Source organism: Gillisella terrae (genome assembly GCF_004801395.1).
Taxonomy (GTDB): domain Bacteria; phylum Pseudomonadota; class Alphaproteobacteria; order Rhizobiales; family Rhizobiaceae; genus Allorhizobium; species Allorhizobium terrae.
Window position 1 is genome coordinate 85,679 of sequence record NZ_SSOA01000006.1, and the last position, 26,042, is coordinate 111,720.

18 protein-coding genes and 1 pseudogene are annotated in these 26,042 nt (G+C 55.0%); 12 read left to right on the forward strand and 7 right to left on the reverse strand.

Annotation, left to right across the window (positions count from 1 at the left end; genetic code table 11):
- Positions 1-70 precede the first annotated feature (70 nt).
- The 12 genes and pseudogenes from E6C51_RS12835 to E6C51_RS12890 all read left to right on the forward strand — a co-directional run.
- Positions 71-985, forward strand: a complete 915-nt coding sequence (locus E6C51_RS12835) for a helix-turn-helix domain-containing protein (protein ID WP_230987268.1) — start codon at positions 71-73, stop codon at positions 983-985.
- A 196-nt stretch (positions 986-1,181) separates the two neighbouring features.
- Positions 1,182-2,087 carry a helix-turn-helix domain-containing protein gene (locus E6C51_RS12840; protein WP_230987270.1) on the forward strand — a complete coding sequence of 302 codons (906 nt, stop codon included), beginning with the start codon at positions 1,182-1,184 and terminating at the stop codon, positions 2,085-2,087.
- Positions 2,088-2,213: 126 nt separating this feature from the next.
- Positions 2,214-2,870 (forward strand): hydrolase, encoded by a 657-nt coding sequence (locus E6C51_RS12845; protein WP_190236248.1) that lies wholly within the window; start codon positions 2,214-2,216, stop codon positions 2,868-2,870.
- 129 nt (positions 2,871-2,999) lie between these two features.
- Positions 3,000-3,290, forward strand: a complete 291-nt coding sequence (locus tag E6C51_RS12850; RefSeq protein ID WP_190236249.1) for a XapX domain-containing protein — start codon at positions 3,000-3,002, stop codon at positions 3,288-3,290.
- Positions 3,291-3,340: 50 nt separating this feature from the next.
- Positions 3,341-5,218, forward strand: coding sequence for an amidohydrolase (locus tag E6C51_RS12855; RefSeq protein ID WP_190236250.1), 1,878 nt, complete (start codon positions 3,341-3,343; stop codon positions 5,216-5,218).
- A 32-nt stretch (positions 5,219-5,250) separates the two neighbouring features.
- Complete coding sequence (locus tag E6C51_RS12860) at positions 5,251-5,676, forward strand: DoxX family protein (protein ID WP_230987295.1); 426 nt, start codon at positions 5,251-5,253, stop codon at positions 5,674-5,676.
- A gap of 68 nt (positions 5,677-5,744) precedes the next feature.
- Entirely contained in the window at positions 5,745-6,644 is a 900-nt protein-coding gene (locus E6C51_RS12865; protein WP_190236252.1) for a VOC family protein, read from the forward strand.
- A 42-nt stretch (positions 6,645-6,686) separates the two neighbouring features.
- A complete protein-coding gene (locus E6C51_RS12870; RefSeq protein WP_190236253.1) occupies positions 6,687-7,655 on the forward strand; it encodes an alpha/beta fold hydrolase in 969 nt (322 codons plus the stop codon).
- 81 nt (positions 7,656-7,736) lie between these two features.
- A complete protein-coding gene (locus E6C51_RS12875; protein WP_190236254.1) occupies positions 7,737-8,414 on the forward strand; it encodes a DUF1275 family protein in 678 nt (225 codons plus the stop codon).
- 451 nt (positions 8,415-8,865) lie between these two features.
- Positions 8,866-15,039, forward strand: a complete 6,174-nt coding sequence (locus tag E6C51_RS12880) for an autotransporter domain-containing protein (RefSeq protein ID WP_190236255.1) — start codon at positions 8,866-8,868, stop codon at positions 15,037-15,039.
- Positions 15,040-15,184: 145 nt separating this feature from the next.
- Complete coding sequence (locus tag E6C51_RS12885; protein ID WP_230987271.1) at positions 15,185-15,778, forward strand: invasion associated locus B family protein; 594 nt, start codon at positions 15,185-15,187, stop codon at positions 15,776-15,778.
- 201 nt (positions 15,779-15,979) lie between these two features.
- Positions 15,980-16,979: pseudogene (locus tag E6C51_RS12890) on the forward strand (IS3 family transposase); the annotation flags it as partial.
- A gap of 106 nt (positions 16,980-17,085) precedes the next feature.
- Here the strand turns inward: E6C51_RS12890 and E6C51_RS12895 are convergent.
- The 7 genes from E6C51_RS12895 to E6C51_RS12925 are packed head-to-tail and all read right to left on the reverse strand — an operon-like array spanning position 17,086 to position 26,027.
- Complete coding sequence (locus E6C51_RS12895; protein ID WP_190236256.1) at positions 17,086-19,482, reverse strand: aldehyde dehydrogenase family protein; 2,397 nt, start codon at positions 19,480-19,482, stop codon at positions 17,086-17,088.
- 11 nt (positions 19,483-19,493) lie between these two features.
- Positions 19,494-20,453, reverse strand: a complete 960-nt coding sequence (gene deoC, locus E6C51_RS12900; RefSeq protein ID WP_190236257.1) for a deoxyribose-phosphate aldolase — start codon at positions 20,451-20,453, stop codon at positions 19,494-19,496.
- 19 nt (positions 20,454-20,472) lie between these two features.
- The gene (gene rbsK, locus E6C51_RS12905; RefSeq protein WP_190236258.1) at positions 20,473-21,411 is read right to left on the reverse strand and encodes a ribokinase; all 939 of its coding nucleotides are present in this window, start codon (positions 21,409-21,411) and stop codon (positions 20,473-20,475) included.
- Positions 21,412-21,436: 25 nt separating this feature from the next.
- On the reverse strand, positions 21,437-22,519 hold the full coding sequence (locus E6C51_RS12910; protein WP_190236259.1) for an aldose 1-epimerase family protein: 1,083 nt from the start codon (positions 22,517-22,519) through the stop codon (positions 21,437-21,439).
- 4 nt (positions 22,520-22,523) lie between these two features.
- Positions 22,524-23,522 (reverse strand): ABC transporter permease, encoded by a 999-nt coding sequence (locus tag E6C51_RS12915; RefSeq protein WP_190236260.1) that lies wholly within the window; start codon positions 23,520-23,522, stop codon positions 22,524-22,526.
- Positions 23,523-23,536: 14 nt separating this feature from the next.
- Positions 23,537-24,514, reverse strand: coding sequence for an ABC transporter permease (locus E6C51_RS12920; RefSeq protein WP_190236261.1), 978 nt, complete (start codon positions 24,512-24,514; stop codon positions 23,537-23,539).
- A gap of 13 nt (positions 24,515-24,527) precedes the next feature.
- Positions 24,528-26,027: a sugar ABC transporter ATP-binding protein gene (locus E6C51_RS12925; RefSeq protein WP_190236262.1), complete on the reverse strand. Its 1,500-nt coding sequence runs from the start codon at positions 26,025-26,027 to the stop codon at positions 24,528-24,530.
- Positions 26,028-26,042 lie beyond the last annotated feature (15 nt).

A 26,042-nucleotide genomic window follows, 5' to 3' on the forward strand; every position in this document is an offset into this window, starting at 1 on the left:
ATCAGCCTTGGGTCAATATGGCCCAATTTCAAAGATTGCACGTCGCATTCAAAGAGGATGAGTAACCGTTATGAACATCAGCGTTGCAGCCGGTGCTATGTCGTCCCTTGAAGGTAGCCCACAGATTGCTGGCAAGCCAAGCATGGTGGGCGCAATTGCTCAGGGTGGCATTGTGATACGCCGGGTGCGATCTGAAGGTGATGATGCTGGAAAAGTGCAGATTATGCCGCGGGCGGAAGCGTTTGATATTAGCGTGGAAATGCAAGAACTTATCAAGGTAAAACGTTGGCACCGTGGACGGCTCGCCGGTTGTGGTGCACAGAAACAGGCATCAATGATCATTACTGACCTTACTCAGGATTGGCAGGTTCAGTATTTCTCAGCCTTTGATACCGTTCATTTCCATGTTCCCTTCGCGCAGTTGAATAATTTCGCAGCAGAAACCGGGCGCCCGCTTTTTACCGCGTTATCCTGTCATCAAGCTCGCTATGACCCGGTTATGTTTGGCCTTGCGCGGGCGCTGCTGCCTTCATTGGATGATCCCGCCACAGCCAACCTGCTTTTTGTTGAGCGCATAAATCTCGCGGTTCTTGCGCATCTCAGCCAGACCTACGGTGGCATGTATTTTCCCGTTGAGAAAAAAGGCACGTTGGCACCATGGCAAGAGCGACGTGTGAATGAGTTTCTAGAGGCTAACTTCAGTCAGTCAATTTCTATTGCAGATCTTGCTGATGTATGCGAACTTTCGCGCAGCTACTTTATCAAGGCCTTCAAGGAAAGTTTTGGACAGACACCCTATCGGTGGCTGTCAAAATATCGGGTTTCACGCTGCCGGGACATGCTGCTTGGTGATCAAGCGATTGCGGAAATTGCTATCGAATGCGGCTTTGCCGATCAGAGTCACATGACACGGATTTTCGCAGAGTTTATGGGCCTGACACCAGGGCAATTTCGTCGTCAAAATCGCTTAGATCGTGAGAATTGAATGAGAGATGGTTGTGCGGGCGACGGCGACAATCGAAAGACACGCATTTTTATACAAAACGCCTGACTTTTCCACAATATGCATGGGCTGCGTTTCGCTATAGCCGCAGTGCAAAGGCGAAGCATTTCACATTTTTAAAGATTGTATTTCGTGAAGCATCTTTGACTGACAGAATCATAGAGCAGGAGTTGGTAGAGTGGATCAAGTTTTGCCTGAAAAAGCAGCTTTACCACGCGACAGTCTTGGCTGTTCCCGCGATAAGCTGAAAATTGATCAATCGATTTCCAATGGGAGAATGAATTTTTATCGCAAGGGAGCCTTGAGTGCGCCGAAAGAGCGGGTGATAACCCCTGCCAACAATCGAGGATATTTGCTGGGACTGTCTGCGTCGAATGGGCACCGGCGACGCATTTTTCATGAGCATCACTCGAGCCTGCATGATTTTGAGGAAAACTCAGTCTATCTACGCAGTTTCGCGGAGGATTATCAGGCCGATCTGCATGGAACCTTTGACTTTTTGCTGCTCGAAGTGAGTGAGGCAGCAATGGCGATTATGGCAGATGAGGCCGATATTAAAGGTGTTGTCGCTCTGGAATGCGTCAGTGAACGTCCTGATCCGGTTCTTGGCGGATTGCTGGCCGCGCTGTTTTCCCCGGTTGGTGGGGAGATCAACAAAAGTGCCTTGTTTGTCGATCAGATTTCCGTAGCCATCGGAATTCATCTGGCACAACATTATGGCAATCGCCCGGCGCAATCGTTGGGCCGCAGACGGATGCTTTCTACAAGGCTTCTCGCGGCGCTCCAATCTCAAGTGCGCAGCAATCTTGATGGCCAACTCTCGGTCGAAGAGCTGGCGCGAACCTGTAATCTCTCCACAAGCGCATTCCTGCAGGCGTTTCGTGAAACAACTGGCAAGACACCTCATCAGTGGCTGACATTGGAGCGGATTGAAAAGGCGAAAGATGTGATGTTGTCCTCAACCCAATCGCTGAGAGATATCGCAATTTTGTGCGGATTTGCCGATCAGAGCCATTTTACGCGCGTTTTCTTGAAAATGACCGGAGCCACACCAGCGTCGTGGCGTCGTATTCGGCAATTTTAATCGGCCTATCATTTGCAAACCAGATTGTACAAATTGGAGTTGTTATCGACAAGAAGTTGATGATCAGTTGAACAATAATCCGCCCATTGCTGAAAACCACTTTTAGCCAGCGGAGATCATCTCATCATGACACTGAACGCGACACCCACGCCGAGCCCGAAGCTGTTGGAACCAAAGGATCACACGCTGATCCTCATTGATTTTCAATCACAAATGGCGTTTGCCACCAAGAGCATTGATGCGGTTAATCTGCGCAACAATGCGGCCCTTATTTCGCATGGTGCCAAGGGGTTTGGCGTTTCCACCATTCTGACAACGGTTGCGGAAAAGAGCTTTTCCGGCCCGATGTTCAGCGAAATCACCGAGGCTTTCCCCGGTCAGCCCCTGTTTGATCGCACCTCGATGAACACTTGGGAAGATGCCGCCGTTATCGGCGAAGTCAACCGTATTGGCAAAAAACGCATCGTGCTGGCAGGTCTTTGGACCGGCGTTTGCATCGTTGGTCCTGCTCTGTCGGCGATCGCCCAGGGCTTTGAGGTTTATGTTATCGCTGATGCCTGCGGCGACGTCTCGGATGAAGCCCACAACCGCGCCATGGACCGCATGGTTCAAGCCGGTGCGCAGCCGATGACCTCGGTGCAATATTTGCTGGAATTGCAGCGCGATTGGGCACGCAGCGAGACCTATGACATGACCACTGGCATCGCCAAGAAATTTGCGGGTTCCTACGGCATCGGCATTACTTATGCCAAGACGATGTTTGGTGCATCCGAAGGGCATTAAGCAGGCCAGACGTGACATCCGGCGCGAGCGAGCTTGCGCCGGTCTCCTTTGCTCCCAAATTTGCTGGCCGTGTAGCCTCGGTCGCATCATGTCGATTGCGTATATCACCTTCCATTCAAGGACACGTCGATGAAGGTCTATTTTTTCTCGCTCGCGGCAGGTTTGCTCGTTGGTATCATCTACAGTCTCATCAATGTTCGCTCGCCTGCGCCGCCGGTTGTGGCGCTGGTTGGTTTGCTGGGCATTCTGGTGGGCGAACAGATTGTGCCTATCGCTAAAGGCTTCTGGAAGAATGAGCCCGCAGCAATGTCATGGCTGCACCAAATCAAACCGCATGTGTTTGGCCATTTGCCAAAGGGCAGTGACGGTGCTGCACGCGCGTCCGTTCTGGATGCTGAGAAAACGAAAAACGCAAGCTGAGGTCGCCGCAGACTGGCACCACGCATTTTGTTAGACATTGGAGATATTCCATGACCGCAGACATTATTCTCCATCATGGCCTTGTCACGACCCTTGATCGCGAAAACCCGACGGCCTCGGCAATTGCCATCAAGGATGGGAAGTTTCTCGCCGTGGGTCGAGATCACGACATCATGGCGTTTGCCGGTCCTGAGACGAAGATTGTTGACCTGAAGGGCAAGCGTGTGTTGCCGGGCCTGAATGACAACCACACCCATGTTGTGCGCGGTGGCTTGAACTTCAATATGGAGCTGCGCTGGGACGGCATTCGCTCGCTGGCCGATGCGATGAACATGCTGAAGCGGCAGGTGGCGGTGACGCCTGCGCCGCAATGGGTGCGGGTGATTGGCGGCTTTACCGAGCATCAATTCATGGAAAAGCGCCTGCCGACCATAGACGAAATCAACGCGATTGCGCCCGATACACCGGTTTTTCTGCTGCATCTTTATGATCGCGCCTTGCTGAATGCTGCTGCCGTGCGGGCCGTTGGCTATACCAAAGACACGCCAAACCCGCCCGGTGGAGAGATTACCCGCGATGCAAAGGGCAATCCCACTGGTCTGCTGCTGGCCAAGCCCAATGCGGGCATTCTTTATGCCACGCTGGCCAAGGGCCCGAAGCTGCCTTTTGAGTATCAGGTCAATTCCACCCGCCACTTCATGCGCGAGCTGAACCGTTTGGGTGTCACCAGCGTGATTGATGCCGGTGGCGGATTTCAAAACTATCCCGATGATTATGCGGTGATTCAAAAGCTGGCTGATGAGCAGCAGATGACGGTGCGGCTTGCCTATAATCTGTTTACGCAAAAGCCCAAGGAAGAGAAGGAGGACTTTTTGAAATGGACCTCCTCGGTCAAGTACAAGCAGGGCGATGATTATTTCCGCCACAATGGCGCTGGCGAAATGCTGGTGTTTTCAGCTGCCGATTTCGAAGATTTCCGCGAGCCACGTCCCGATATGGCCCCGGACATGGAAGAGGATCTGGAAGGCGTTGTGCGTATTCTGGCCGAAAACCGTTGGCCATGGCGCCTTCACGCCACCTATGATGAGACGATTTCGCGCGCCCTCGATGTGTTTGAGAAGGTCAATCAAGATATTCCGCTGGACGGCCTTAACTGGTTCTTTGACCATGCCGAGACCATCTCGGATCGCTCCATCGACCGGATTGCAGCCCTTGGTGGCGGCATAGCTGTGCAGCACCGCATGGCCTATCAGGGCGAATATTTTGTCGAGCGCTATGGCTATGGCGCTGCCGAAGCAACCCCGCCTGTGGCCAAAATGCTGGAAAAAGGCGTGCCGGTGTCGGCTGGCACCGATGCCACCCGCGTTGCCTCTTACAATCCATGGGTCTCGCTGTCGTGGATGATCACCGGCAAGACCGTCGGCGGCATGAACCTCTATCCCCGCGCCAATTGTCTTGATCGTGAAACGGCACTGAGAATGTGGACAGAGAAGGTTCAATGGTTCTCCAACGAAGAGGGCAAAAAGGGCCGGATCGAAAAAGGCCAGTTTGCGGATCTGATCGTGCCCAGTCAGGATTTCTTCGCCTGTGCGGAGGACGAGATCAGCTTTCTGACATCGGACCTGACCATGGTTGGCGGCAAGATCGTTTATGGCGCTGGCGATTTTGCTGACCTCGATGAAAACCCTCTGCCACCGGCCATGCCGGATTGGTCGCCTGTGCGGACCTTTGGCGGTTATGGCGGGTGGGCAGAGCCCGAAGGCGCTGGCCGCAACTCACTGCGCCGACACGCAATCTCCTCATGCGGATGCGCCAGCAATTGCGGTGTGCATGGCCATGACCATGCGAGTGCATGGACATCGAAACTGCCGATTGCCGATCTCAAGGGCTTTTTTGGCGCACTTGGTTGCTCGTGCTGGGCTGTTTGAACGGGAGAAAAAGCATGCTCCGACGTGTTGAAATGCCTATCGTACAAGCCATCGCACCCTTTGCAAAAAGCAGAGTCCTGCTCTGGATCGGATTGCTGGGACTTTGCTCCGCCTATCTCCAGGGCAGCCTGATGAAGCTCTTCGATTTTGCATCGGCAATTGCCGAAATGCAGCATTTCGGGCTTTGGCCTGCCGCTCCGTTCGCGGCGGCTGTCATCGTTTTCGAGCTTGTTTGCTGCCTTTTGGTCTTAAGCGGCTTTTGCCGGTGGCTTGGTGCGCTGGCTCTTGCGCTGTTCACACTGGCGGCAACGTTTGTGGCACTCCGCTTTTGGCAGGTGCCGCCCGGTCCCGATCACATGATGGCGACCAACGGCTTTTTTGAACATCTCGGTCTGGTGGGTGCGTTCATCCTCGTGGCCTTGAATGATCTTCGACACAAAGCAGAACCTCTTGCATGAATTGGCCAGTCTGTCTGCCCATGAAGAACGCTCATAGGTCTGACGACAATCAGGACAAGGAAATCATTATGAAACAATCGATTAAAGGCACGGTCGTAAAACTCTTGGCCACGGCTGTCGTCAGTTTTGGGCTGCATGGTACGGTCTTGGCCGATGACACACAAATCGGTGTCGCGCCACAATATGATACCACCCATGTCTATGTGGCGCCAAAAGATGTCGATGCATTTTCCCGCAGCTTTTTGGCGACATTTGGCGGCAAAAGCACCAAGCAGGTGGTGGCGACCGTAACCCCGACACCCAGCAAAACAACATCGCAACTGCTGCAAACACCAGTCGGCACTGTATCGCTGTTTGGCTTTAAGACACCGGTGCCCTATCCGTTCGGTCAGGAGCGCACCGGATATCTCGTCAAGGATATGGATGTTGCCGTCAAACAGGCAATAGCGGCTGGCGCAGAGGTGGTGGTTGCACCATTTCCCGACCCTATTGGCCGCGATGCGGTCATTCGGTGGCCGGGCGGCGTGAATATGCAGCTTTATTGGCACACGACAACGCCTCATTATCAGGCGTTCGATACGGTGCCTGACAACCGGGTCTATCTATCACCACAAAAGGCCGATGCTTTTTTCACCAGCTTTTTAGCCTTTTCCGGCGGCCATGTTGTGTCAGACACGCCTGATGCGCCCGGTGTTACCATCGGACGGCCCAATGAAACCTATCGTCAGATTCGCCTGACCTCCGCATTTGGCAATATCGTCGCTTTCGTCACGGATGGACATCTGCCCTACCCCTATGGACGAGAAATGACCGGATATGCCGTGCACGACCTGAGCCAAACACTGCGCAAGGCGAAAAAGTCAGGTGCTGAAGTTCTCGTGCAACCCTTCACCTCCAACGGCGTCGAAACGGCGATGGTCAAGTTTCCAGGTGGATATGTCGCCGAAATTCACAGCACCTCTCACTGAAACTGGCTGTGAGCACAGCGGACACCTGAAAGGAGCCTCGCGATGGTAAAACTTTTGCTCTCCCGTCGTCAAACCCTGATCGCAGGAGGCAGCGCCTCGCTTGCGATGATTGCACCTGCCTTTGCAGCAATGAAGACCAACACTCAGCAAACCAATGGAGCTATCTCAATGACAGAGAATTTCGTAAAAACCAAAGACGGCGTTGATATTTTCTATAAGGATTGGGGTCCGAAAGACGCTCAGCCCATCGTTTTCCATCACGGCTGGCCGCTGTCATCCGATGATTGGGATGCACAAATGCTGTTCTTTGTGCAAAATGGCTTTCGCGTGATTGCCCATGATCGTCGCGGCCACGGCCGCTCGGCGCAAGTGAGCGACGGCCATGATATGGACCATTACGCCGCCGATGCCGCTGCCGTGTTTGAGCACCTGAACCTCAAAAATGCCGTCCATATTGGCCATTCCACCGGCGGTGGCGAAGTGGCCCGCTATGTTGCGCAGTTTGGTGAGCCGCAAGGCCGCGTCGCCAAGGCCGTTTTGGTCAGCGCCGTGCCGCCGTTGATGCTCAAAACGGCCTCAAACCCAGGCGGTTTGCCAATGGAAGTGTTTGATGGTTTCCGCTCTGCTCTGGCCGCCAACCGTGCGCAGTTCTTCCTCGATGTGCCTTCTGGCCCATTTTATGGCTTTAACCGTGATGGAGCAAAGATCTATCCGGGCGTGATCAACAACTGGTGGCGTCAGGGCATGATGGGCAGCGCCAAGGCCCATTACGATGGCATCAAGGCGTTTTCGGAAACCGACCAGACTGAAGATCTGAAAAAGATCAGCGTGCCAACCTTGGTCATGCATGGGGATGACGATCAGATCGTGCCGATTGCCGATACATCGGAACTGGCCGTCAAGCTGTTAAAAAATGGCACGTTGAAGGTCTACAAGGGCTATTCGCACGGCATGTTGACCGTGAATGCCGATGTGATCAATCCCGACCTGCTCGCCTTTATCAAGAGCTAACGCGCCGCATGCCCCGGCTTGCTGCCGGGGCATGCCCAGTTCGCACGCAATGCTTGGTTCTGAAGATGAAAAGGAAATGCCATGGCCAAGCCACATCTTGCCGTTGTTTTAAGCCTCAATGCTGGCTACGTTGATACAATGGGCTTTCTCGCCTTAGCCGGACTGTTTACGGCGCATGTTACCGGGAACTTTGTCACGCTGGGTGCTGCCAGTGTTTTTGGCAGCAGTGGCGGTTTGGCCAAACTGCTGGCGCTGCCGGTGTTTTGCATCATTGTTTTGCTGACCGGTCTGTTCATGCTGCGCCTCAAACAAGGACGTGAGCAAAAAATCCGGCTTTTGCTTTTGTTACAATTATTTTTTCTGATCGCTGCGGCCATTATGGCTATTCTTCACGGCCCTTTACAGCATGGGGATCAATTGGCTGAAGTCACCATTGGCATGACTCTGGTGATTGCCATGGCCGTTCAGAATGGCCTGCACCGCATCCACCTCGGCAAAATGCCCCCCACCACCTTGATGACCGGCACAACCACGCAGATCATGCTGGATGCGGCAGAACTCATCAATGGCCGCGCAGGCAGCCACAAACCTGCTATCATTGGGCGCATGAAGCGCATGATCGCCAATCTCGCCGCCTTCGCCTTGGGTTGCGCCGCCGCCGCCCTGGCTATCACGGTGCTTGGAATTTGGAGCTTCGTCATTCCACCGCTTATTCAGTTGCTTGCCTTTTTCACCGAAACCTCAGAGCCTGATGCATGAGATATCGATCTGAACTGATGGAATGAGATCGTACACTTCCAATCAGCATCAATAACAACGGCTGAGCACAATTTTTACCTTAAATCCACTCTGATTTAAGGAATTATGCAGTAGAGGCTGTCAGGTTCAGGTTGAGCCAGACAGACTCTAACATTCTTTGTTTACGTTTGTCTGATCAGGAAAATCGGATTCCACTTTTCCCTGACAAACTCTCATGCCGCACAAACGGGCTGCGCAAGTAACCGCTGGCAATAAAGATCACAAACGCAAAGAAACCCCTGCATATCAGGGCCTGTTTATAAACAGCAACGCCCAGTTGACAGCAAGAGTCTATACATGCCATTTCAGTGATATTAAAATAAGATTCTCGCGCACGGGTATTGTCAGCCTTTTGTGATTCGAAGATTCTACTTTAAGTTGGTTGAAAAGCTTCAGTGCTGAGGGGTTAGCAATGAATCGGACTGGATTTGTCAAGGCATCTCAGCGGCGCGGGCTGCTGCGCGCAGGTGTTTCTCTGCAAACCCTGGGTATTGCGATCGCGGCCAGCCTTGCAAGCGTGAGTCCTGCGACCGCTGGCTGCACCAGCAACGGAGCGGTGCTCTCTTTTCAATGCGACGTCGGCGGCGTGAACATTCAGCCATATGGGACGGATGTAACGACCGTTGCTGATATGACGATTCCGAACGGATGGATCAATTATTCGGTCAGGCCGGCAGGAACACAGCTCGTTACCCAGCCGCTGGCGATAACGCTCAATGTTTCCAATACCAGCGTTACTGCGTCTGGTAACGGTGCCGTCAATGTGTCGGCTCAAGATTATGCGGCCGACATCACGGTCAATTTGGATGCAGATGTTACCCTTAGCAATACGGGCGGTTCCGGCGGTCTGTGGGTGCGAAATCAGATTGGCGGTAATATTGTTGTCACCAGCGGGGCAGGTATTACGTCCACGGGCTCTCCTGCGCTGACTGCCACCAGCAATGCCGGATCGGTGCTTATCACGAACACTGGCACAGTCACATCCACGGACGATGTCGGCATCTACGCGGACGGCAGCCCGATTGGTGGCTCCACGGCAGTTCCGGTTTCGGTAAACAATAGCGGCATAGTCAATGCCTATCTCGCTGGCATTCGCACCATTGACTATCTGGGTACCTCCAAAATCGAAAATTCTGGAACAGTAACCTCGACGACCAAACAGGGCCTCATTGCGTGGTCACAGTCAGGCGACACGATTATCGAAAATTCTGGCAGCGTTCTGGCTAGAAATTATATCGGTGTGCAGGCCGCGACCAACGCTGGCAATATTACGGTCAGCAATAGCGGTTATATCGAGGCTCAGCGCGACTCGTCGCTTGGTCCATCCACGACCAACCAAGGCATTTCCGCATCAGGCAGCAACAATGTTACGATCACCAACACGGCAACGGGCCGAGTTGTTGCTGGCTCAGATAGCGGCATTTATGCGGCGACGGCCAACGGCACGATTTCGCTGAGCAATGCTGGACGTGTGACGGGCACCAATGGCATCGTCGCCAATGCTACCATTGGTAACGTCTCGCTGAGCAACACGGGCACGATTACGGCGACTTCAGGCTCAGGTGCCAGCCTCAGCAGCGGCAATGGTGCGGTGTTGCTTACCAATAGCGGTACGATCTCCGCTACCAGCCTGGGAGTATCCCTCAATGGCACCACCAACCAGATCGTAAACACCGGCACAATTAGCTCTACCGGATCAACGGCTGTGCAGACTGGTAACGGTGACAGTACAGTGGTGCTAAATGGTGCGATTACCGCCCACACGGCAACGGATACAGCAATCAGCATGGGTTCGGGAAGCAATCGTCTCGTCCTGTCGGATACAGCCACGCTTGTCGGCAAGGTGGTGAATGCCAGCACAGGCAATATGCTGGAATTGACAGGCTCAGGCAATGGCAGCCTTGCTCTTGATTCTGTAGGTGCTGCGGGTAATTTCCAGGGCTTTGCCAATCTGACCAAATCGGGTGCCGGCCAATGGACATTGACGGGCAATGGCACGGGTGGCCTTGGTGGCACCGGGGCCATTGATGCGGGAACTCTGACGCTTACCGGCTCGCTCGGCCTCTCTACCATGACCATCGGCAATACCGGTCAGGCGATGCTCAACATTAATGCGGGCGGCACGCTCACCAGCAGCCACGCCACCATTGGCACAAATGCCGGCGGGGATGGGCATGTCACGGTTTCCGGTTCTGGCAGCAAGTGGACAAGCACCGGCAACATCTATGTCGGCAACGGCGGCAATGGTGCCCTGACTGTCGAGAATGCTGCCGTGGTGTTCGCTGTGGATGGGTATGTCTCAACCCTCACGGGTTCGACGTCCAGCCTTATGGTGTCAGGCGCGTCTTCAGCAATGAACCTTTCTGGCGTTTTCATTGCGGGCTACAGCGCAGGCACCAGTGCCACTGTTACGTTGAGCAATGGCGGCCAAATTACAGGCTTGCAAGGCACGCTTGGTGATCTGGCGGGATCGTCCGGGTCGATGACCATCACGGGTAGCGGCGCGAAATGGTCTGCATTTGTTGACAATAGTGTTACCTACTCCGGCTTTTTGAATGTAGGTCGGCTTGGTACTGGCAACCTGACGGTCAGCAATGGCGGTATGGTCAGCGGCGAGCGCCTTTATATCGGTAACGAAGTTGGTTCTGAGGGTACTGTGACGCTGAACGGTCACGATACCCGCCTTCAAATGAACAACAATTTGTATGTGGGAAGTGAAGGAACAGGCACCCTCACCTTATCGGATGATGCGCAAATCTCTGCGGCCACCATCAAGATTGGTTATCTGAATGGTTCAACTGGCACCCTGAATGTTGGCGCAGCCTCCGGGCAAACGGCAGCAGCGGCGGGCACCATCAATACCTCAGAAATCGTGTTGGGTGCAGGCGCAAGTAAGCTTGTGCTCAACCATACCAGTAACAGTTTCGGCCTTTCCGCCAATATTACCGGCAGCGGCCAAGTTAACCAATTGAATGGCATCACCATTCTTACCGGCGCAAACACCTATACCGGCGGCACAACAATCTCGGGTGGTACGCTATCGATCGGTAATGGTGGTACGGCAGGCTCTATCGCTGGCAATATCACGGACAATGCATCCCTGGTTTTCAACCGTTCAGATGATGTGCAATATGCCAACATTATCTCCGGCACCGGATCTGTGACCAAGGCAGGCGCTGGCACTTTGACCCTCACGGGCACCAATAGCTACACCGGCGGTACCACAGTGTCGGCAGGCATATTGCAACTGGGGAATGGTGCAAATACTGGTTCACTCACAGGTGCGATTGCCAATAGCGGTACAGTTGTCTTTAATCGCTACGACGATGTCGTCGCGGGTGGTACCATCTCAGGCTCTGGTGCGTTGATAAAGCGCGGTTCCGGTAAGTTGACACTGGCCGGTACCAACAGTGCCGTCGCCGGAACAACAGTTGAACAAGGCTCGCTGCAAATTTCGGATGGGACATCCCTCACCAGCGACGTAACTGTCGGGTCTGGGGCTGCATTGCTGGCCACAAATGGTGGCGCTATCAATGGCACCGTCTCGGTGCAGGATGGCGGCATGTTGGCTCTCGCCCCACCCACCGTTCCGGGCTACGGCCTTTCCATGACAGGTTTGACGCTGTCGCATAATGCGATCCTGTCTGTGGGTCTGGGTGCGCCGACAGGCACTGCGCTTGCCTCTGTCGGCACATTGTCTCTGGATGGTATTCTGAATGTTACCAATGCCGGAGCGATGGCGCAGGGCGTGTATCGCTTGCTTGATTATACCACACTTGCGTCCAACGCCGGTCTTCGCCTTGGCACGACACCGAGCGATTTTTCCTACGAGATTCAGCAGGTTTCGGGGCAAGTTAACCTGTCGGCCCTGACCAGTACAATGTCATACTGGAATGGCAGTCAGACAACGGCAGATGGAACAGTTCACGGCGGGAATGGCACCTGGAGCAACAACGCCGGCTTGACAAATTGGACCACACCGCAGGCCAATCAATCACGCGGATGGAGCAACACATTCGCCGTGTTTGGCGGAACAGCCGGAACGGTGACGATTGACAATACATTCGGAGCCGTCTCTGCACCGGGGCTCCAGTTCATGGTTGATGGCTACAACCTGACTGGCGGACAGTTGACGCTCGCAGCACCGTCTGGCCAGACCCCCATTCGCGTTGGTGATGGAACATCTTCTGGGGCGTCTTTTGTGGCGACGATCAGTTCGGACATTACGGGCACAACCGGCCTTGAAAAGACCGACCTCGGGACACTGATCTTGACGGGGCTGAACAGCTACACAGGAGGCACGACGGTCACGCAAGGAACCTTGCAGATTGGCAATGGAGGTACTTCGGGTTCAATCCTTGGGGATGTTGTCAACAGCGGTGTTCTTGCCTTCAACCGCAGCGACGCAGGCACCTACGCGGGATCGCTTTCTGGCTCCGGTATTTTCAACAAGCTCGGCTCTGGTACGCTGACACTGACAGGGACCAATACCTATACTGGTAATACGAACGTCAATGCTGGTACGCTGATCGTTGGCGGCGGTCAGGCGATTGGTGATACGAGTGCTGTGAGCGTGGCAAATGGTGCGCGCCTGACCGTTCAGAGCAATGAGACGGTCGGATCGATTGCGGGGGCTGGTAACATTACACTTGCCGGGGCCAAGCTGACAGCAGGTGGTAACAATAGCAGCACGATCTATTCCGGCGTCATTGATGGATCGGGCGGCCTCGTCAAGATCGGCTCCGGTGTTCTTGTGCTCACAGGGACTAGCAGCTACACCGGCGGCACAACGATTGCCGAGGGCACGCTGCAAATCGGCAATGGTGGCATAACTGGTTCGATCATCGGCGATGTGGTGAACAACGCCAACCTCGTGTTTAACCGTTCTGACAATTACGTTTTTAACGGATCTGTTTCGGGCGCCGGTTCCGTGACCTTCAAGGGCGGTGGCAAGGTGGTGTTCTCTTCACCTTACAATGGTCCTGTGTCGGTAGAAGACAGTTTTACCCAACTGCAACTGGGCACTGTAACCGCGTCCCCATTCACGGTGAATGCGGGTGGCGTTTTGGGAGGCACAGCATCGATAGGTGGTCTGGTCATCAATTCGGGTGGTACCGCAGCACCGGGGTATTCGCCGGGTACGCTGACAGTCAATGGTCCGGTGACATTCAACAGTGGTTCGATCTATGCTGTCGATGTGACCCCTCAAGGGGCGCATGACCTGATCATCGCAAATGGCCCGGTCACCATATCGTCCGGCGCGAATGTGCAGGTATCTGCGGTGGCGGGTCGTTATCCGAGCACCAGCAAAATAGCAATTATCACCACCTCGAATACGATCACCGGAACGTTCGGAGGTGTCACATCGAACTACGCTTTCCTGACGCCGCTCTTGGGCTACGATGCTCAGAACGTTTATTTGACATTGAACTATAACGGCGCGAATTTCAGGAATTACGCCCTCACCGCCAACCAGACCAATGTAGCAGATGCAGCGCAGTCGTTGGGGACCGGAAAACTGGTGTTCGACGCTCTGTATGCTCTGCCGCAGACGGCGGTATCGTCCGCTTTGGATCAATTATCGGGCGAAATCTATGCGTCAGCCAATACAGTCATAAACCAGCAGTCGATTTATCTGCGTGATGCTGTGGGGGCTCGTCTTCGCCAGTCAGAGGCGGCAAATGGAGATCCATCCAGCGCCTTGAACGCCGCAGCCAAGGCGGGTGGGCCTGTAAGCACCGAAATCGGCAAAAATCTTCTACCCACTGTATGGATGCAAGGCTATGGTGGCTGGGGTGAGCGGTTTGGCGACACCAATGCTGCAACGGTTTCCAATACGATCGGCGGTATTTTTGGTGGCGTTGATGTGGACCTGTCAGATACGATGCGGGTGGGTTTGATTGGCGGGTTCAGCCAATCGCATTTTGATGTCGATAGCCGCAATTCTTCCGGCTCAATGACCAATTACGACCTTGGCCTTTATGCTGGCAAGCAATTTGGACCCGTTGCTTTGCGGGGTGGCGTGTTGCACTCATGGCATGACGTGACGATATCACGCAATGTCTCGTTCTCCGGCTTTTCCGATTCAGAGCGATCTGACCGTGTGCTTGGCACGACCCAGGTCTTTGGCGAATTGGCTTATGACCTGGATGTCGGCGGTTATAATGTCGAGCCCTTCGTCGGTCTGGCCTATGTCAATACAAAGGGTGGATCCTTCAGGGAACGCGGTTTGAACGGTGCCGGACTGTCAGTGAATACCGACTCGCAAAATACGCTTTACTCCACGCTTGGGGCGCGGGCTGCAACGTCCATCACCCTGGGTGAAAGCGTCTTGACGCCAAGCCTGACCTTGGGCTGGCAACATGCAAATGGGGATACCACCTCTGATGCAACTGCGCAGTTCCAATCTGGAGGTTCTCTATTCCGGGTTTCTGGTGTGCCCACAGCAAAGGATACGGCGTTGATCGGTATCGGCGTCGCCTATGACCTTTCGGAAACCTCGAAGTTCCAGTTTAACTATTCGGGACAAATAGCGACCCATGGCGTTCAGAATGCCTTCAGTGCACAGTTCTCGGTAAAATTCTGACTTTCCTGCGCCTTGCGTTTGCCAAATTCAAGGCGCTGAGCAACTTCAATATTTTGCGTAAAACATTGAAATTATGTTATTTAAATGGTTTGCGCGGCAGCCGTAATAGACCTATTCGCTGATCCGCAGGGTTGCGGATCAATCTTTGAATGACAGTGAAGGTAAAGCAGACATGACAAAGCGTTCAACTGCCGTTTTGGTGAGCCTCTTGGTTGCTCTTGCAGGCGGACCGCTCTCGGCAGTGGCCCAGACAAAGGCGGCAGGAACTCAAGCAAAGCCGGTTGCTCCGGCCGAGACCAATGCGCAACCTCAGGGCACAACGGCAACCTATCAGGATTGGTTGGTGCGGTGTGTGACTGCTGCGGAGAACGCCCGGACCTGCGAGATTGTGCAGAACCTGCAAGTGGAAGGTCGAGGACTTGTGGCGACTGTTGCTTTGGGGAAAATTGATCCCAAAGACAGTTTGCGGATGGTGGTGCAGGTTCCATCTGGTGTGTGGTTGCCGACTGGCGTGACATTAAAGATCGACGAGAAAGCAAATCCTCTGCATCTTGAATATAAGCGCTGCTTGCAAGGTTGTTTTGCCGAGATCGAAGTAGACGCGCCAATCCTCCAGGCTCTAAAATCCGCAACTCAAGCCGGAAGCTTCACATTCGAGGACGGTAATCGGCGCGCTGTGACCCTGCCGCTGTCCTTCAGCGGCTTCACTCCCGCCCTCGACGCAAGCCTGAAGCCTTAATCAAAGCTCGATGCATCATAGGAAGCGCAGTGTATTTCTAAATTGGGTCCGGCAATGACGTTAGACGGAGCGTCTTATCCGGCCTATAGGACGCGCTTCGCATAATGGCCTGCTGCCGGTTTGGTGGACACTGAGTTAAGGTGTTCTGCATGAAACCGGAGAGTGTGAATGCAACGATGACAGTTCGGTCGAGAATACAAAATTGAGGCTGTGAAACTGGTCAAGGAACGCGGTGTCGGCGTTGCTCAGGCGGCCTGCGATCTTGATGTTCATGAGACGATGCTTCGAAAGTGGGTGCGCGAATTCGGAGCAGATCCAGCTCAATCATTTACTGGTAACGGTCAGATGAAGCCAGAGCAGCTTGAGATCGAGCGTCTGCAGCGTGAGGTGAGCAAGCTGAAGGCGGAGCGTGACATCTTAAATTGAAGCCGGAAGAGCAATCGATCCAATGAATCGATTGCCCGGCGGAACGCCGCAGCCTACTTTGCCAAGGACGTGATATGACCCGAAGGGCCGCGCAAAGCAGCGAATTTCGCGTTCATTGCAAACCACCGTTCGATCTGGCCGTGAAACTGGAATTGCGGCATGGCTCTGCGAAGCGCTGGGTGTCTCACGTTCGGGCTTCCATGCCTGGCTTGATCGCTCGCCGAGTGATCATGCCCGCTATGATGAAGTCCTGCTCGACACGATCGGGCAGAGCTTTCGCTCAAGCGACAGAACCTATGGTGCGCGCCGTGTCTGGCATGACGTGCTGGCGGAAGGGCTATCCTGCGGGCTTCATCGCATTGAACGGCTGATGCGCCAAAATGCTCTGAGGGCGCGTCCAAGGCGGCGTGACCTGCCGAAAGATGCGGGCGAGCGTTCGGTGATCGGACCGAATGTGCCCGACCATCAGTTCTATGCCGAGCGACCCAACCAGAGATGGGTCGCAGACTTCACCTACATCTGGACGGCGGAAGGGTGGCTTTATGTGGCCGCCGTGATCGACTTATTCTCCCGCCGCGTTGTTGGCTGGTCAATGAATGTCAGCATGACGGCCCAACCGGTTACCGATGCGCTAATCATGACCGATCATGGTATTACCTGCTCGATGAGCCGCTCTGGAAATGTCTGGGACAACGCCGCGATGGAGAGCTTCTTCTCATCCCTGAAAACAGAAAGGACGGCGCGGAAGGTCTATTGGAGGCGGAATGATGCTAGAGTTTGTCAGGGAAAAGTGGAAACCGGTTGTCCCGAAAAGGCCAAGAAAAGAGATTAACTGAGAGGCTGTCAGGTTCAATCTTAACCTGAGAGCCTCTCATCACCGTTTATGCTCCGTAGGGCACCCAGATGTTTTTCACCTGCGCGGCTCTGCGCAAATAATCGCGGCCCTGAGCTTCGGTGCGATTCAGCCAATCGGGTTGGCGGCCATTGTTGACCCAGGTGGCCTTGAGATTGCCCGCAGAAGCCTTCTCGACCATTGCGCTTCCCTCCGTCGAACCAAAATACCACACTGCCGCAACCTCATCATGCTCTGCCAGCGTCTTTGCAAGCAGATCGCGTTCGCCGGTGACAATGTTGATGACGCCGCCGGGTACATCCGAGGTATCCAGCACCTGATAGAAATCACCGGCAATCAATGGATGGCGAGATGACGGGATCACGACAACACGATTGCCAATCGCGATTGCTGGCAGCACCAGCGACACCATTGAGAGCAGCGGCGCTTCATCCGGGCAAACGATCCCGACAATGCCCCAGGGCTCGTTCATGGCAAGAGTGACATGACGCGACTTGGTAGAGTGTACAGCACCATCGAACTTGTCGGCCTGCGCGGCATAATAGAAAATACGGTGCAGGGATGCTTCAAATTCCTCACTCGCTTTCTTTTCGCTCACGCCCGTGCTCTCGATGATGCGGGCAACGAACTCGTCGCGCCGGGCATCAAGGTTCTCGGCGAGATAATAGAGCACTTGCGCACGGTTATGGGCGGTTAGGGAACTCCAGCTGCTTGCCTTGGCCGCTGCTTCCACCGCATTGCGGATGTCCTTGCGGCCGCCTATTCCGGCCATACCAATCACGGTATCGCCCTTGCCCGTCACAGAATAGCTGTAGCCGCCGTCCGGGCGGGCTTGCTTGCCGCCAATATAGTTCTTCATGGTCCGATCGAGACCGTTAGTGGCCATCTTGCTGTCAACGTTCGGCAATGCGGAGGGTATAAAGGCTTTAACGGGCTTGGGAAGCGCCATGTTCTTTTCCCAATCTGCTGCCAGATATTCAAAGAGCCCTTCCCGCGCACCTTCCCGACCGAAACCGCTTTCGCGGTAGCCGCCAAAACCAGCGCCCGCATCGAGCATGTTGGTGCAGTTGATCCAGACCACGCCTGCCTTGACACGCGCTGCAAGATCAAGCGCAACGTTGATGTTTTCCGACCAGATCGAGGCGGCAAGGCCGTAACGGGTGTTGTTGGCCAGCGACACGGCTTCATCGGGCGTTCTGAACGTGGTCGCGGCCGCTATCGGGCCAAAAATTTCCACCTGACAAACGGTCGATGCCGGATCCACATTGGTGAAGAAACCGGGAGCGACATAGTTGCCAGTGGCCGGGAGGGGCTTGGAGCCCTGCCATAGGTCTCCCCCTTCTTCCACGCCTTTGAGGACCAGATCCGTGATGCGTTTCACCTGCGTGGCAGAGACAATCGCGCCGACATCTGTTGACTTATCCAGTGGATCGCCGACCCGCAGGGTTTCCAGCCGCTTTTTCAGTCGTGCATAAAATGTCTCGGCAATGCCCTCCTGCACCAGCAGGCGGGAACCGGCGCAGCATACTTCGCCCTGATTGAACCAGATGGCGTCAACAACACCTTCAACAGCCGCATCAAGATCGGCGTCCTCGAACACAATGAAGGGCGACTTGCCACCCAGTTCCAGTGACAGCTTCTTGCCCGAACCGGCAATTTGCTCGCGAATAACGCGGCCAACCTGTGTCGAGCCGGTAAAGGCAACTTTATCAACACCATCATGGCCGCAGATCGCAGCGCCTGTGGTGCCATCGCCTTGAACAATGTTGACGACACCCACTGGGAGGCCGACCTCATGGCAGATTTCGGCAAAGGCAATGGCCGTCAGCGGTGTCAGATCAGCAGGCTTCAGCACCACGGTATTGCCTGCTGCGAGTGCAGGCGCAATCTTCCAGGCCAACATCAGCAAAGGGAAATTCCAGGGGATCACCTGTCCGCAAACACCAACAGGCGAGAAACCACGGAATTCGTCTTCCACCATTTCGGCCCATCCGGCGTGATGGTAAAAGTGGCGCGCAACCAGTGGAATGTCGATATCGCGGGTTTCGCGAACCGGCTTGCCATTGTCCATCGTTTCCAGAACGGACAGGAAGCGTTCGCGCTTTTGTATATGGCGGGCGATGGCATAGAGATAGCGGGCACGCTCAAAGCCCGACAGCTTCGACCATTTTCCAAAGGCGGTGCGGGCGGCCTTGACCGCCTGATCAACATCCTCCTCATTGCCGCAAACAATCTCCGCCAAACTCTCGCCATTTGCCGGGTTGGACACGGCAATGGTCTTTCGGCCTTCCGGTGAAACGAACTTGCCATTGATATAGTGGCCAAATGAGCGGCCATGCATGTCCAGCCATCGCTTCACATCGTCATTGGCCTCGGGAGACGGTCCATAGTCCATGGTTTCCAAAATGTCCTTGATGGGTCGCATTTTTTCGGTCCTTATGCGGCAGCGTGATGGTGAGCGCTGGAATAGCGGCCGGTGACAAAATATTCGAGCTGCCGCTCGATATCGCCCAGCATTGAGCTGGCACCGATGCGAAACAGGTCTGGCTCCAACCAACGATTGCCGAGTTCTTCTTTCATCAGCGTCAGCCAGGACAGCGCATCCTTGGCTGTCTTCAGCCCGCCCGCAGGCTTGAACCCGACCATCTGGCCGGTCAGATCGCCATAATCGCGCAGCGCACGCACCATCGTCAGACTGACCGGCAGGGTCGCGTTGACCTCCTCTTTGCCGGTTGAGGTTTTGATGAAATCCGACCCCGCCTGCATCGCCACCATGGAGGCGCGATATACATTGGTGAGCGTGTTGAGATCACCTGTTGCCAGAATAGCCTTCATATGGGCGTCGCCACAGGCTTCACGCATGGCCGCGATTTCATCATAGAGTGCCGACCAGTTCTGCGTCAGAACGAACTCACGGGTGATGACGATATCGATTTCTTTGGCACCCTGCTCCACAGCATAGCGGATTTCGGCCAATCGCTGCGGCAGTGGCGTGAGGCCAGAAGGAAAGCCTGTCGCCACCGATGCGACGGGAATGGAGGTGCCTTCCAGCGCCTTGACGGCATGAGGCACCATGGTTGGATAAACGCAGACCGCACCCGTTGTGATACCGGCGTCGGCAAGGCCGAGTGCCTCAAGAATATCATCGCGGACCGGGTGCCGCGCTTTCGCACACAGGCGGCGCACACGACCGGGCGTATCGTCGCCAGACAGTGTTGTCAGATCGATGCAGGTAATAGCCTTTATCTGCCAGGCAGCCTGATATTCCTTCTTGATCGAGCGCCGGGCGGTGATTGTGGCGGCACGCCGTTCGGAGGCACTGCGATTGACGGACACATCTTCAAACCATTCCGGTTTGAGAGCTGTGCCATTGTTTCTTGGGAATGCTTCGCTCATTGCTTGTCCATTCTTGGGGTCAGGCTGTGGCATGGGCATGTTCGCGGCAAAATGCTTCGAACTCGGCTATGCTGGCATAGGCCTTCTGTGTTCCGGGACGGGTGATGGAATGCGCCGCATAAAGCGATGCCTTCTTGAGTGAGGATAAGACGTCGCCCGTCTCGACATAGAAGTGAGAGAAAGAGCCAATAAAGGCGTCACCTGCACCGGTGGTGTCTTTTGGCGTGACCTTGACGGGCTCAATGTTGACGATGTCGATGGCGGTAATCATACGCGCGCCACGACCGCCCAGTGTCACAATGACTGTGCGAATGCCGCGTGCGATCAGGGAGCGGGCAGCAATAACGATGGCGTCGTCGGTGTCGGTCGGCAACCCGGACAACAATGCCAGCTCGCTCTCGTTCGGAACGAGGAACGTGACCTGGCGGATACGTTCTGGATCGAGATTGGCAGCAGCAGGGGCAGGATTGAGGATTGTCTCGATGCCGTTTTGAGCCGCAAAGTCGATGGTGTGATAGACGGTCTCAACCGGTACTTCCATCTGCAAGAGGATCAATCGGCACTGCTCCAGGTCGGCTGCTGCCTTGTCGACTTCTGCCGGAGAAAGATCGGCATTGGCACCCTTGACGATAAGGATCGAATTCTCGCCGGATTGTTCGACGAAAATCGGCGCAACGCCGCTGGACTTGCCAGCAAGTTTCACCACATGGCGGGTATCCACACCAAAGCTCGCGAGATTGCGAATGGTGTTGTCGGCAAAGACATCGTCACCCACACGGGTGACCATCATCACCTCCGCGCCAAGCCGCGCCGCAGCCACCGCCTGATTGGCCCCCTTGCCGCCGCACCCCATCTCAAAAGCCGGAGCCTCAAGCGTCTCGCCCGGTCCGGGCATACGGTCGACATAGGTGATAAGATCGACCATGTTGGAACCGACAACCCCGATTTTCTTGCTCATACTGACATTCCCCGATTATCCTGTTTCAAAGGGTGCTGATCTTCGCACTGAACTGATCGGCGGCAGCACGGTCGAGATAGCCGAGCCGCACCGGAAACACCTTGCGTTCACCCGGCAGCAGACTCTGCACGTTGTTCTTGGCCTTTTCCGCCAGATAGCCCTCCGGCTCGCAGGTGGACGGCAAAGCAAATGCCGCCACTTGCGCATCTCCATTCACCAGTATCCAGCGCACCGTCTTCGGGAAGGCGGCCAACGGGTAGGAGATGGCAAAGCCATCGCCCTCACGACGCTGCATCATCAGATGTGTAAGCCCCTCGCCGTCTGCGGGCAGGCCGTTAATGTAAAACACCTGCTCGGGGTCGTAACGGTGCGGCTCATTCAGCACTTCCATGGCTGAAGGCTGCTCTGCCAGCGTCTCCAGCAGCGAAAGATAATCGGGGTTTGGCACCACATGGCCGGGTACGACGTTGCGCACCTTGACCTGCGCTGGCGTATACGGCACGGGCTGAACGATCCGCGCGCCCTCGGCATAGGCGAAGTTCACATGGCACATATACATCAGATCCATCGGGGCCGATGACAGGTTCTCTATGTCCATGACCATGTCAAAAAGCGTGTCTTCAGCATGCAGTGTCACGCTGGGGCGGGCCAGATAATTGGCACCGAAACCCATGACATATTCAACCTCACCAGTGACCTGCACGTAAGCGCCGCGTGCATCAAAGCCGATGGTGAAACCGGCCTTGTCCATCTGGGCGCAGGGCATTTCACCATGCAGGGCGTGATTGTCCTGTGGCGACGGGCAGCCATTGCGCAACATGCCGCTGTGGAAAGCAAAGCAGCCGTAGGTCTCGACAATTGAGCCTGCGGGTCGCGGCATGGAAAAGCGGCTGCCCATGGTCAAGTCGACACCGTTGAACGCAACACTCCAGATCATCTGCCCCATGAAGGGCAGTATGACAATCCGACCGTGGTGATTGTCCAACTGGAGCGCCTCAACACCGGTGGCATAGCGAAAGGCGGTAACCTTCAGCCCGTCGGTTTGTGCCAAAAGATGCGGAACGTCGGTGAAATCTTGCCTGCGGAGATGAAATTCTGTCGTCTTCATGGGATCACCTGCCGGGATTGCGCCACGCATTGATGGCAATGACGAGAATGAGGAATGCGCCCCAGATAAAATCGATAAGATGGTAGGAGAACCGCATCATCTGAAAGCCGGAAGAGAGCAGCATGAGCGCGATCAGCGCGATGACGATGCCGAGAACCCGGCCTTTTCCGCCTGCCGGATTGGTGCCGCCGAGCACGGCAATCAGCACGGCTTGCAGCAGATAGGATGCGCCGTAGTCGGATTTTGCCGCATTGGTGCGCCCCGACAGAATGATACCTGCCAGCGACGCCAGAACGCCTGTCAGCATATAAGAATACAGCATCATGCGATCTTTGCGAATGCCTGCAAAAACTGCGGCCCGAGGATTGGTGCCGATCAACATCAGATTGATGCCGAGTGTCGAGCGTGTGAGCAAAATTGCGACAATGATGCAGACGGCGATGAAGAGGAGGAATGGCGTCGCGATACCAAAAATCTTGCCGTTTCCAATCCAGTTCCACGCATCGGGAAAGCCGACAATTGCTGGTCCCCCAGTGAGGACCAAGGCCAAGCCCATCAAGACCTGGCCTGTGCCAAGCGTGGCCAGGATTGGCGTGATGCGCAATTTTGCGACCAACAAGCCGTTGACCAAACCGGCCAGCAACCCCACGGCTATGGCCAGCAAGATCCCAAGCCCGGTGTAGAACACCATGCTGGAGGGGGAAGAATGTCCCGCCTGGACCATCGTGGAATGGAAGTAGACACCAGCGATAATGCCCGCCAAATTGGCAATTCCCACCACCGAGAGATCGATACCACCAGTCAGCATGGCAATCATAATGGCAATGGAGAGGATCCCCAGTTCGGGCATGATGTAGCTGATGGATTCGAAATTGTAATAGTTCAGGAACTTGCCGGGATTCATCCACGTCATCAAAGCAAAGACAATGATGGTGATGACCAGCAGCTGAAAGATATTGTTATCGCCGCCGAGAAGCCGGCGCATGTCGAACGAGTTTTTCATGATGCGCTCTCCCGTTAGCTTACGCTTTTACGATCACGCCATGCAGTGATGGCAGTGGCGACAATGATGATCACACCCACAACAACCCGCTGCCAGGTGGTGTCCACCTTCATGATGATCAGTGAGTTTTTGACCATCACCAGCATGAACACGCCCATTAGCGTGCCTATAACCGTGCCGCGCCCCCCGAAGATGGATGCACCGCCCAGAACCACGGCGGCGATGACGTCCAGTTCCAGCCCAACAAAATCGCGCGGGTTGGCAAGCCAGATCATCGACGAATGCAAAAGGCCAGAAAAGCCTGCCAACGCGCCGGCAAGACAATAGACAAAGAAGATCGTGGCACCCGTGTTGAAGCCCACGCGCTTGGCGGCCTCCGGCGAGCCGCCATAGGCATAAATGCTACGCCCGATCATGGTGTAGGTAAGGACGAGATGAATGATCAGCGCCAGAGCCAGATAGACCAGGAACATCGCCGTCAGGCCAAAAGTTGAACCCGTGGCCGACGTCAGCGCGATCACGTCGGTTTTGCCGAACTCGATAAGGTCCTTTGGCATTTTGTTGATGTTGACGATGCTGGTTCCAACGAGACCGAGAACCAGACCGCGCACAATCGATCCCGTTCCAAGCGTCACAATCAGCGGTATCATCTTGAAACGATGGATAATCAAACCATTGAATGCACCGAGAACCAAGCCGATCAGCGTTGCCGCAATGAAGGGAATGAGCACGCCATCATAACCCAGATAGACCATGGCCCGCACGGTCAGATACATGGCAGCAATGGCGAAGGCCGAGAATGATACGTCGATACCCCCCGAAATCATCACCAGCAAGACGCCAAGCGCCATGATGCCGATCACGACATTGGAACGCAACAGGCCGAAGATGTTGTTGAGCGACCAGAATGCAGGATTGATCAGGCCGATGATGACCATGGCTGCGAGCAAAACGCAGGCAATAATAAACTCTGTGCTTTTGAAGAATTTCATGTTCTGCGACCCCTCAATTCAACATCTTGAGCCGGTCATTGACGGCATCCTCGGTCATGTTTTCGGCCGACAATTCGTCGACGAAACGCCCCCGGTGCATCACCAGCACCCGATTGCAGTTCTGCACCAGTTCCGGCACATCGTCGGAAATCATCAGCACGGCCAAGCCCTCCTTCTCGGCAAGCGTGCGGATGATGGTGTGGATCTGCGCTTTGGAGCCAACATCCACCCCCACGGTCGGGCCGTTGAGGATCAGCACCTTGGCACCCGTCAGCAGCCAGCGGGCCAGAACCACGCGCTGGGCATTGCCGCCGGAGAGATGATTGACTGGCGTGTGTGGTCCCGGTGCCACGATCTGCATGGCCGAGAACATATCGCGGGTCGTCTCCTCCGCCTTTTTCCGATTGATGAAAAAGCCACGGACAAATTTATCGATCGACGTCACAATGATATTGCGCTCAATTGATTGAGTCAGAAACAGCCCCTCGGTCAGGCGATCTTCCGGAACATAAGCAATACCACTGGCAATAGCGTCTTGAACGCTCGCAGGATGAACCTCCCGCCCCTCCACGCGCACGGAGCCAGTAAAATCGGGGCGCATGCCAAACAGCGCCAGAGCAAGTTCGGTGCGGCCCGAGCCGATCAGGCCGGAAATTCCAACGATCTCGCCCGGCTTCAGGGTCAGACTGACCTCTTCTACAGAACCGGGAACGGAGAAATTTTGCACGTCCAACACAGGTGTGCTGGCACCCTCTTGCGGAACCCACTGATAGCTGTGGGCTGTCAACTCCTGCCCCGTCATTGCGCGGGTGATTGCTGATTCGTCGAATTCGGTGATCGGTCCTTCGGCGACTTTCTTGCCGTTGCGGAAAACCGTCAGGCGCTCGCTGATTTCCAGCATTTCGCGCATTTTATGGCTGACAAAGAGTACCGCGATACCCTGCGCCTGTATATCGCGGACGATCTTGAACAGAGCGTCGACCTCATGGCGTGTCAACGCCGTGGTCGGTTCATCCATGATGATCAGACGCGCGTCGGCCATGACGGCGCGGGCGATTGCCACGATCTGCTTGCCCGAGGTCGGCAGGCTTTCAACATCGGCATCAAGATCCATGGTCACACCAAGGCGATCCAGCGCTTGTCTAGCCAGTTCACGGACACGTCGCCAGTCAACCGACTTGCGACCCTCAATCAGGAAAGTATTGATCGCCAGGTTTTCAGCCACCGTCAGATTACCGAACAGCGAAAAATCCTGATAGATAACCTGAATACCGTGGTGAACGGATTTCACCGGATCGAGTTTGCCAACGGGCTTGCCGTCAATCAGAATCTCGCCGTCTTCGGGCGTGTAGACGCCCGACATGATTTTGATGACGGTGGATTTGCCGGAACCGTTTTCACCGGCAAGGCAATGGATTTCACCCGGACGAATGCTCAGTGATACGTCTTCAAGCGCCTTCACGCCGCCAAACCGCTTGCCGATATGGCGCAGTTCGATCAGATTTTCAGTCATAATGGCCTCGTGCAA

Excerpts from the sequence above, each read along its gene's own strand:
- E6C51_RS12860 (WP_230987295.1), top strand. The coding sequence starts at position 5,251 with ATGCCTATCGTACAAGCCATCGCACCCTTTGCAAAAAGCAGAGTCCTG.
- deoC (WP_190236257.1), bottom strand. The coding sequence starts at position 20,453 with ATGAGCGAAGCATTCCCAAGAAACAATGGCACAGCTCTCAAACCGGAA.
- rbsK (WP_190236258.1), bottom strand. The coding sequence starts at position 21,411 with ATGAGCAAGAAAATCGGGGTTGTCGGTTCCAACATGGTCGATCTTATC.
- E6C51_RS12870 (WP_190236253.1), top strand. The coding sequence starts at position 6,687 with ATGGTAAAACTTTTGCTCTCCCGTCGTCAAACCCTGATCGCAGGAGGC.
- E6C51_RS12835 (WP_230987268.1), top strand. The coding sequence starts at position 71 with ATGAACATCAGCGTTGCAGCCGGTGCTATGTCGTCCCTTGAAGGTAGC.
- E6C51_RS12925 (WP_190236262.1), bottom strand. The coding sequence starts at position 26,027 with ATGACTGAAAATCTGATCGAACTGCGCCATATCGGCAAGCGGTTTGGC.
- E6C51_RS12895 (WP_190236256.1), bottom strand. The coding sequence starts at position 19,482 with ATGCGACCCATCAAGGACATTTTGGAAACCATGGACTATGGACCGTCT.
- E6C51_RS12920 (WP_190236261.1), bottom strand. The coding sequence starts at position 24,514 with ATGAAATTCTTCAAAAGCACAGAGTTTATTATTGCCTGCGTTTTGCTC.
- E6C51_RS12875 (WP_190236254.1), top strand. The coding sequence starts at position 7,737 with ATGGCCAAGCCACATCTTGCCGTTGTTTTAAGCCTCAATGCTGGCTAC.
- E6C51_RS12915 (WP_190236260.1), bottom strand. The coding sequence starts at position 23,522 with ATGAAAAACTCGTTCGACATGCGCCGGCTTCTCGGCGGCGATAACAAT.
- E6C51_RS12865 (WP_190236252.1), top strand. The coding sequence starts at position 5,745 with ATGAAACAATCGATTAAAGGCACGGTCGTAAAACTCTTGGCCACGGCT.
- E6C51_RS12845 (WP_190236248.1), top strand. The coding sequence starts at position 2,214 with ATGACACTGAACGCGACACCCACGCCGAGCCCGAAGCTGTTGGAACCA.
- E6C51_RS12910 (WP_190236259.1), bottom strand. The coding sequence starts at position 22,519 with ATGAAGACGACAGAATTTCATCTCCGCAGGCAAGATTTCACCGACGTT.
- E6C51_RS12850 (WP_190236249.1), top strand. The coding sequence starts at position 3,000 with ATGAAGGTCTATTTTTTCTCGCTCGCGGCAGGTTTGCTCGTTGGTATC.
- E6C51_RS12855 (WP_190236250.1), top strand. The coding sequence starts at position 3,341 with ATGACCGCAGACATTATTCTCCATCATGGCCTTGTCACGACCCTTGAT.
- E6C51_RS12880 (WP_190236255.1), top strand. The coding sequence starts at position 8,866 with ATGAATCGGACTGGATTTGTCAAGGCATCTCAGCGGCGCGGGCTGCTG.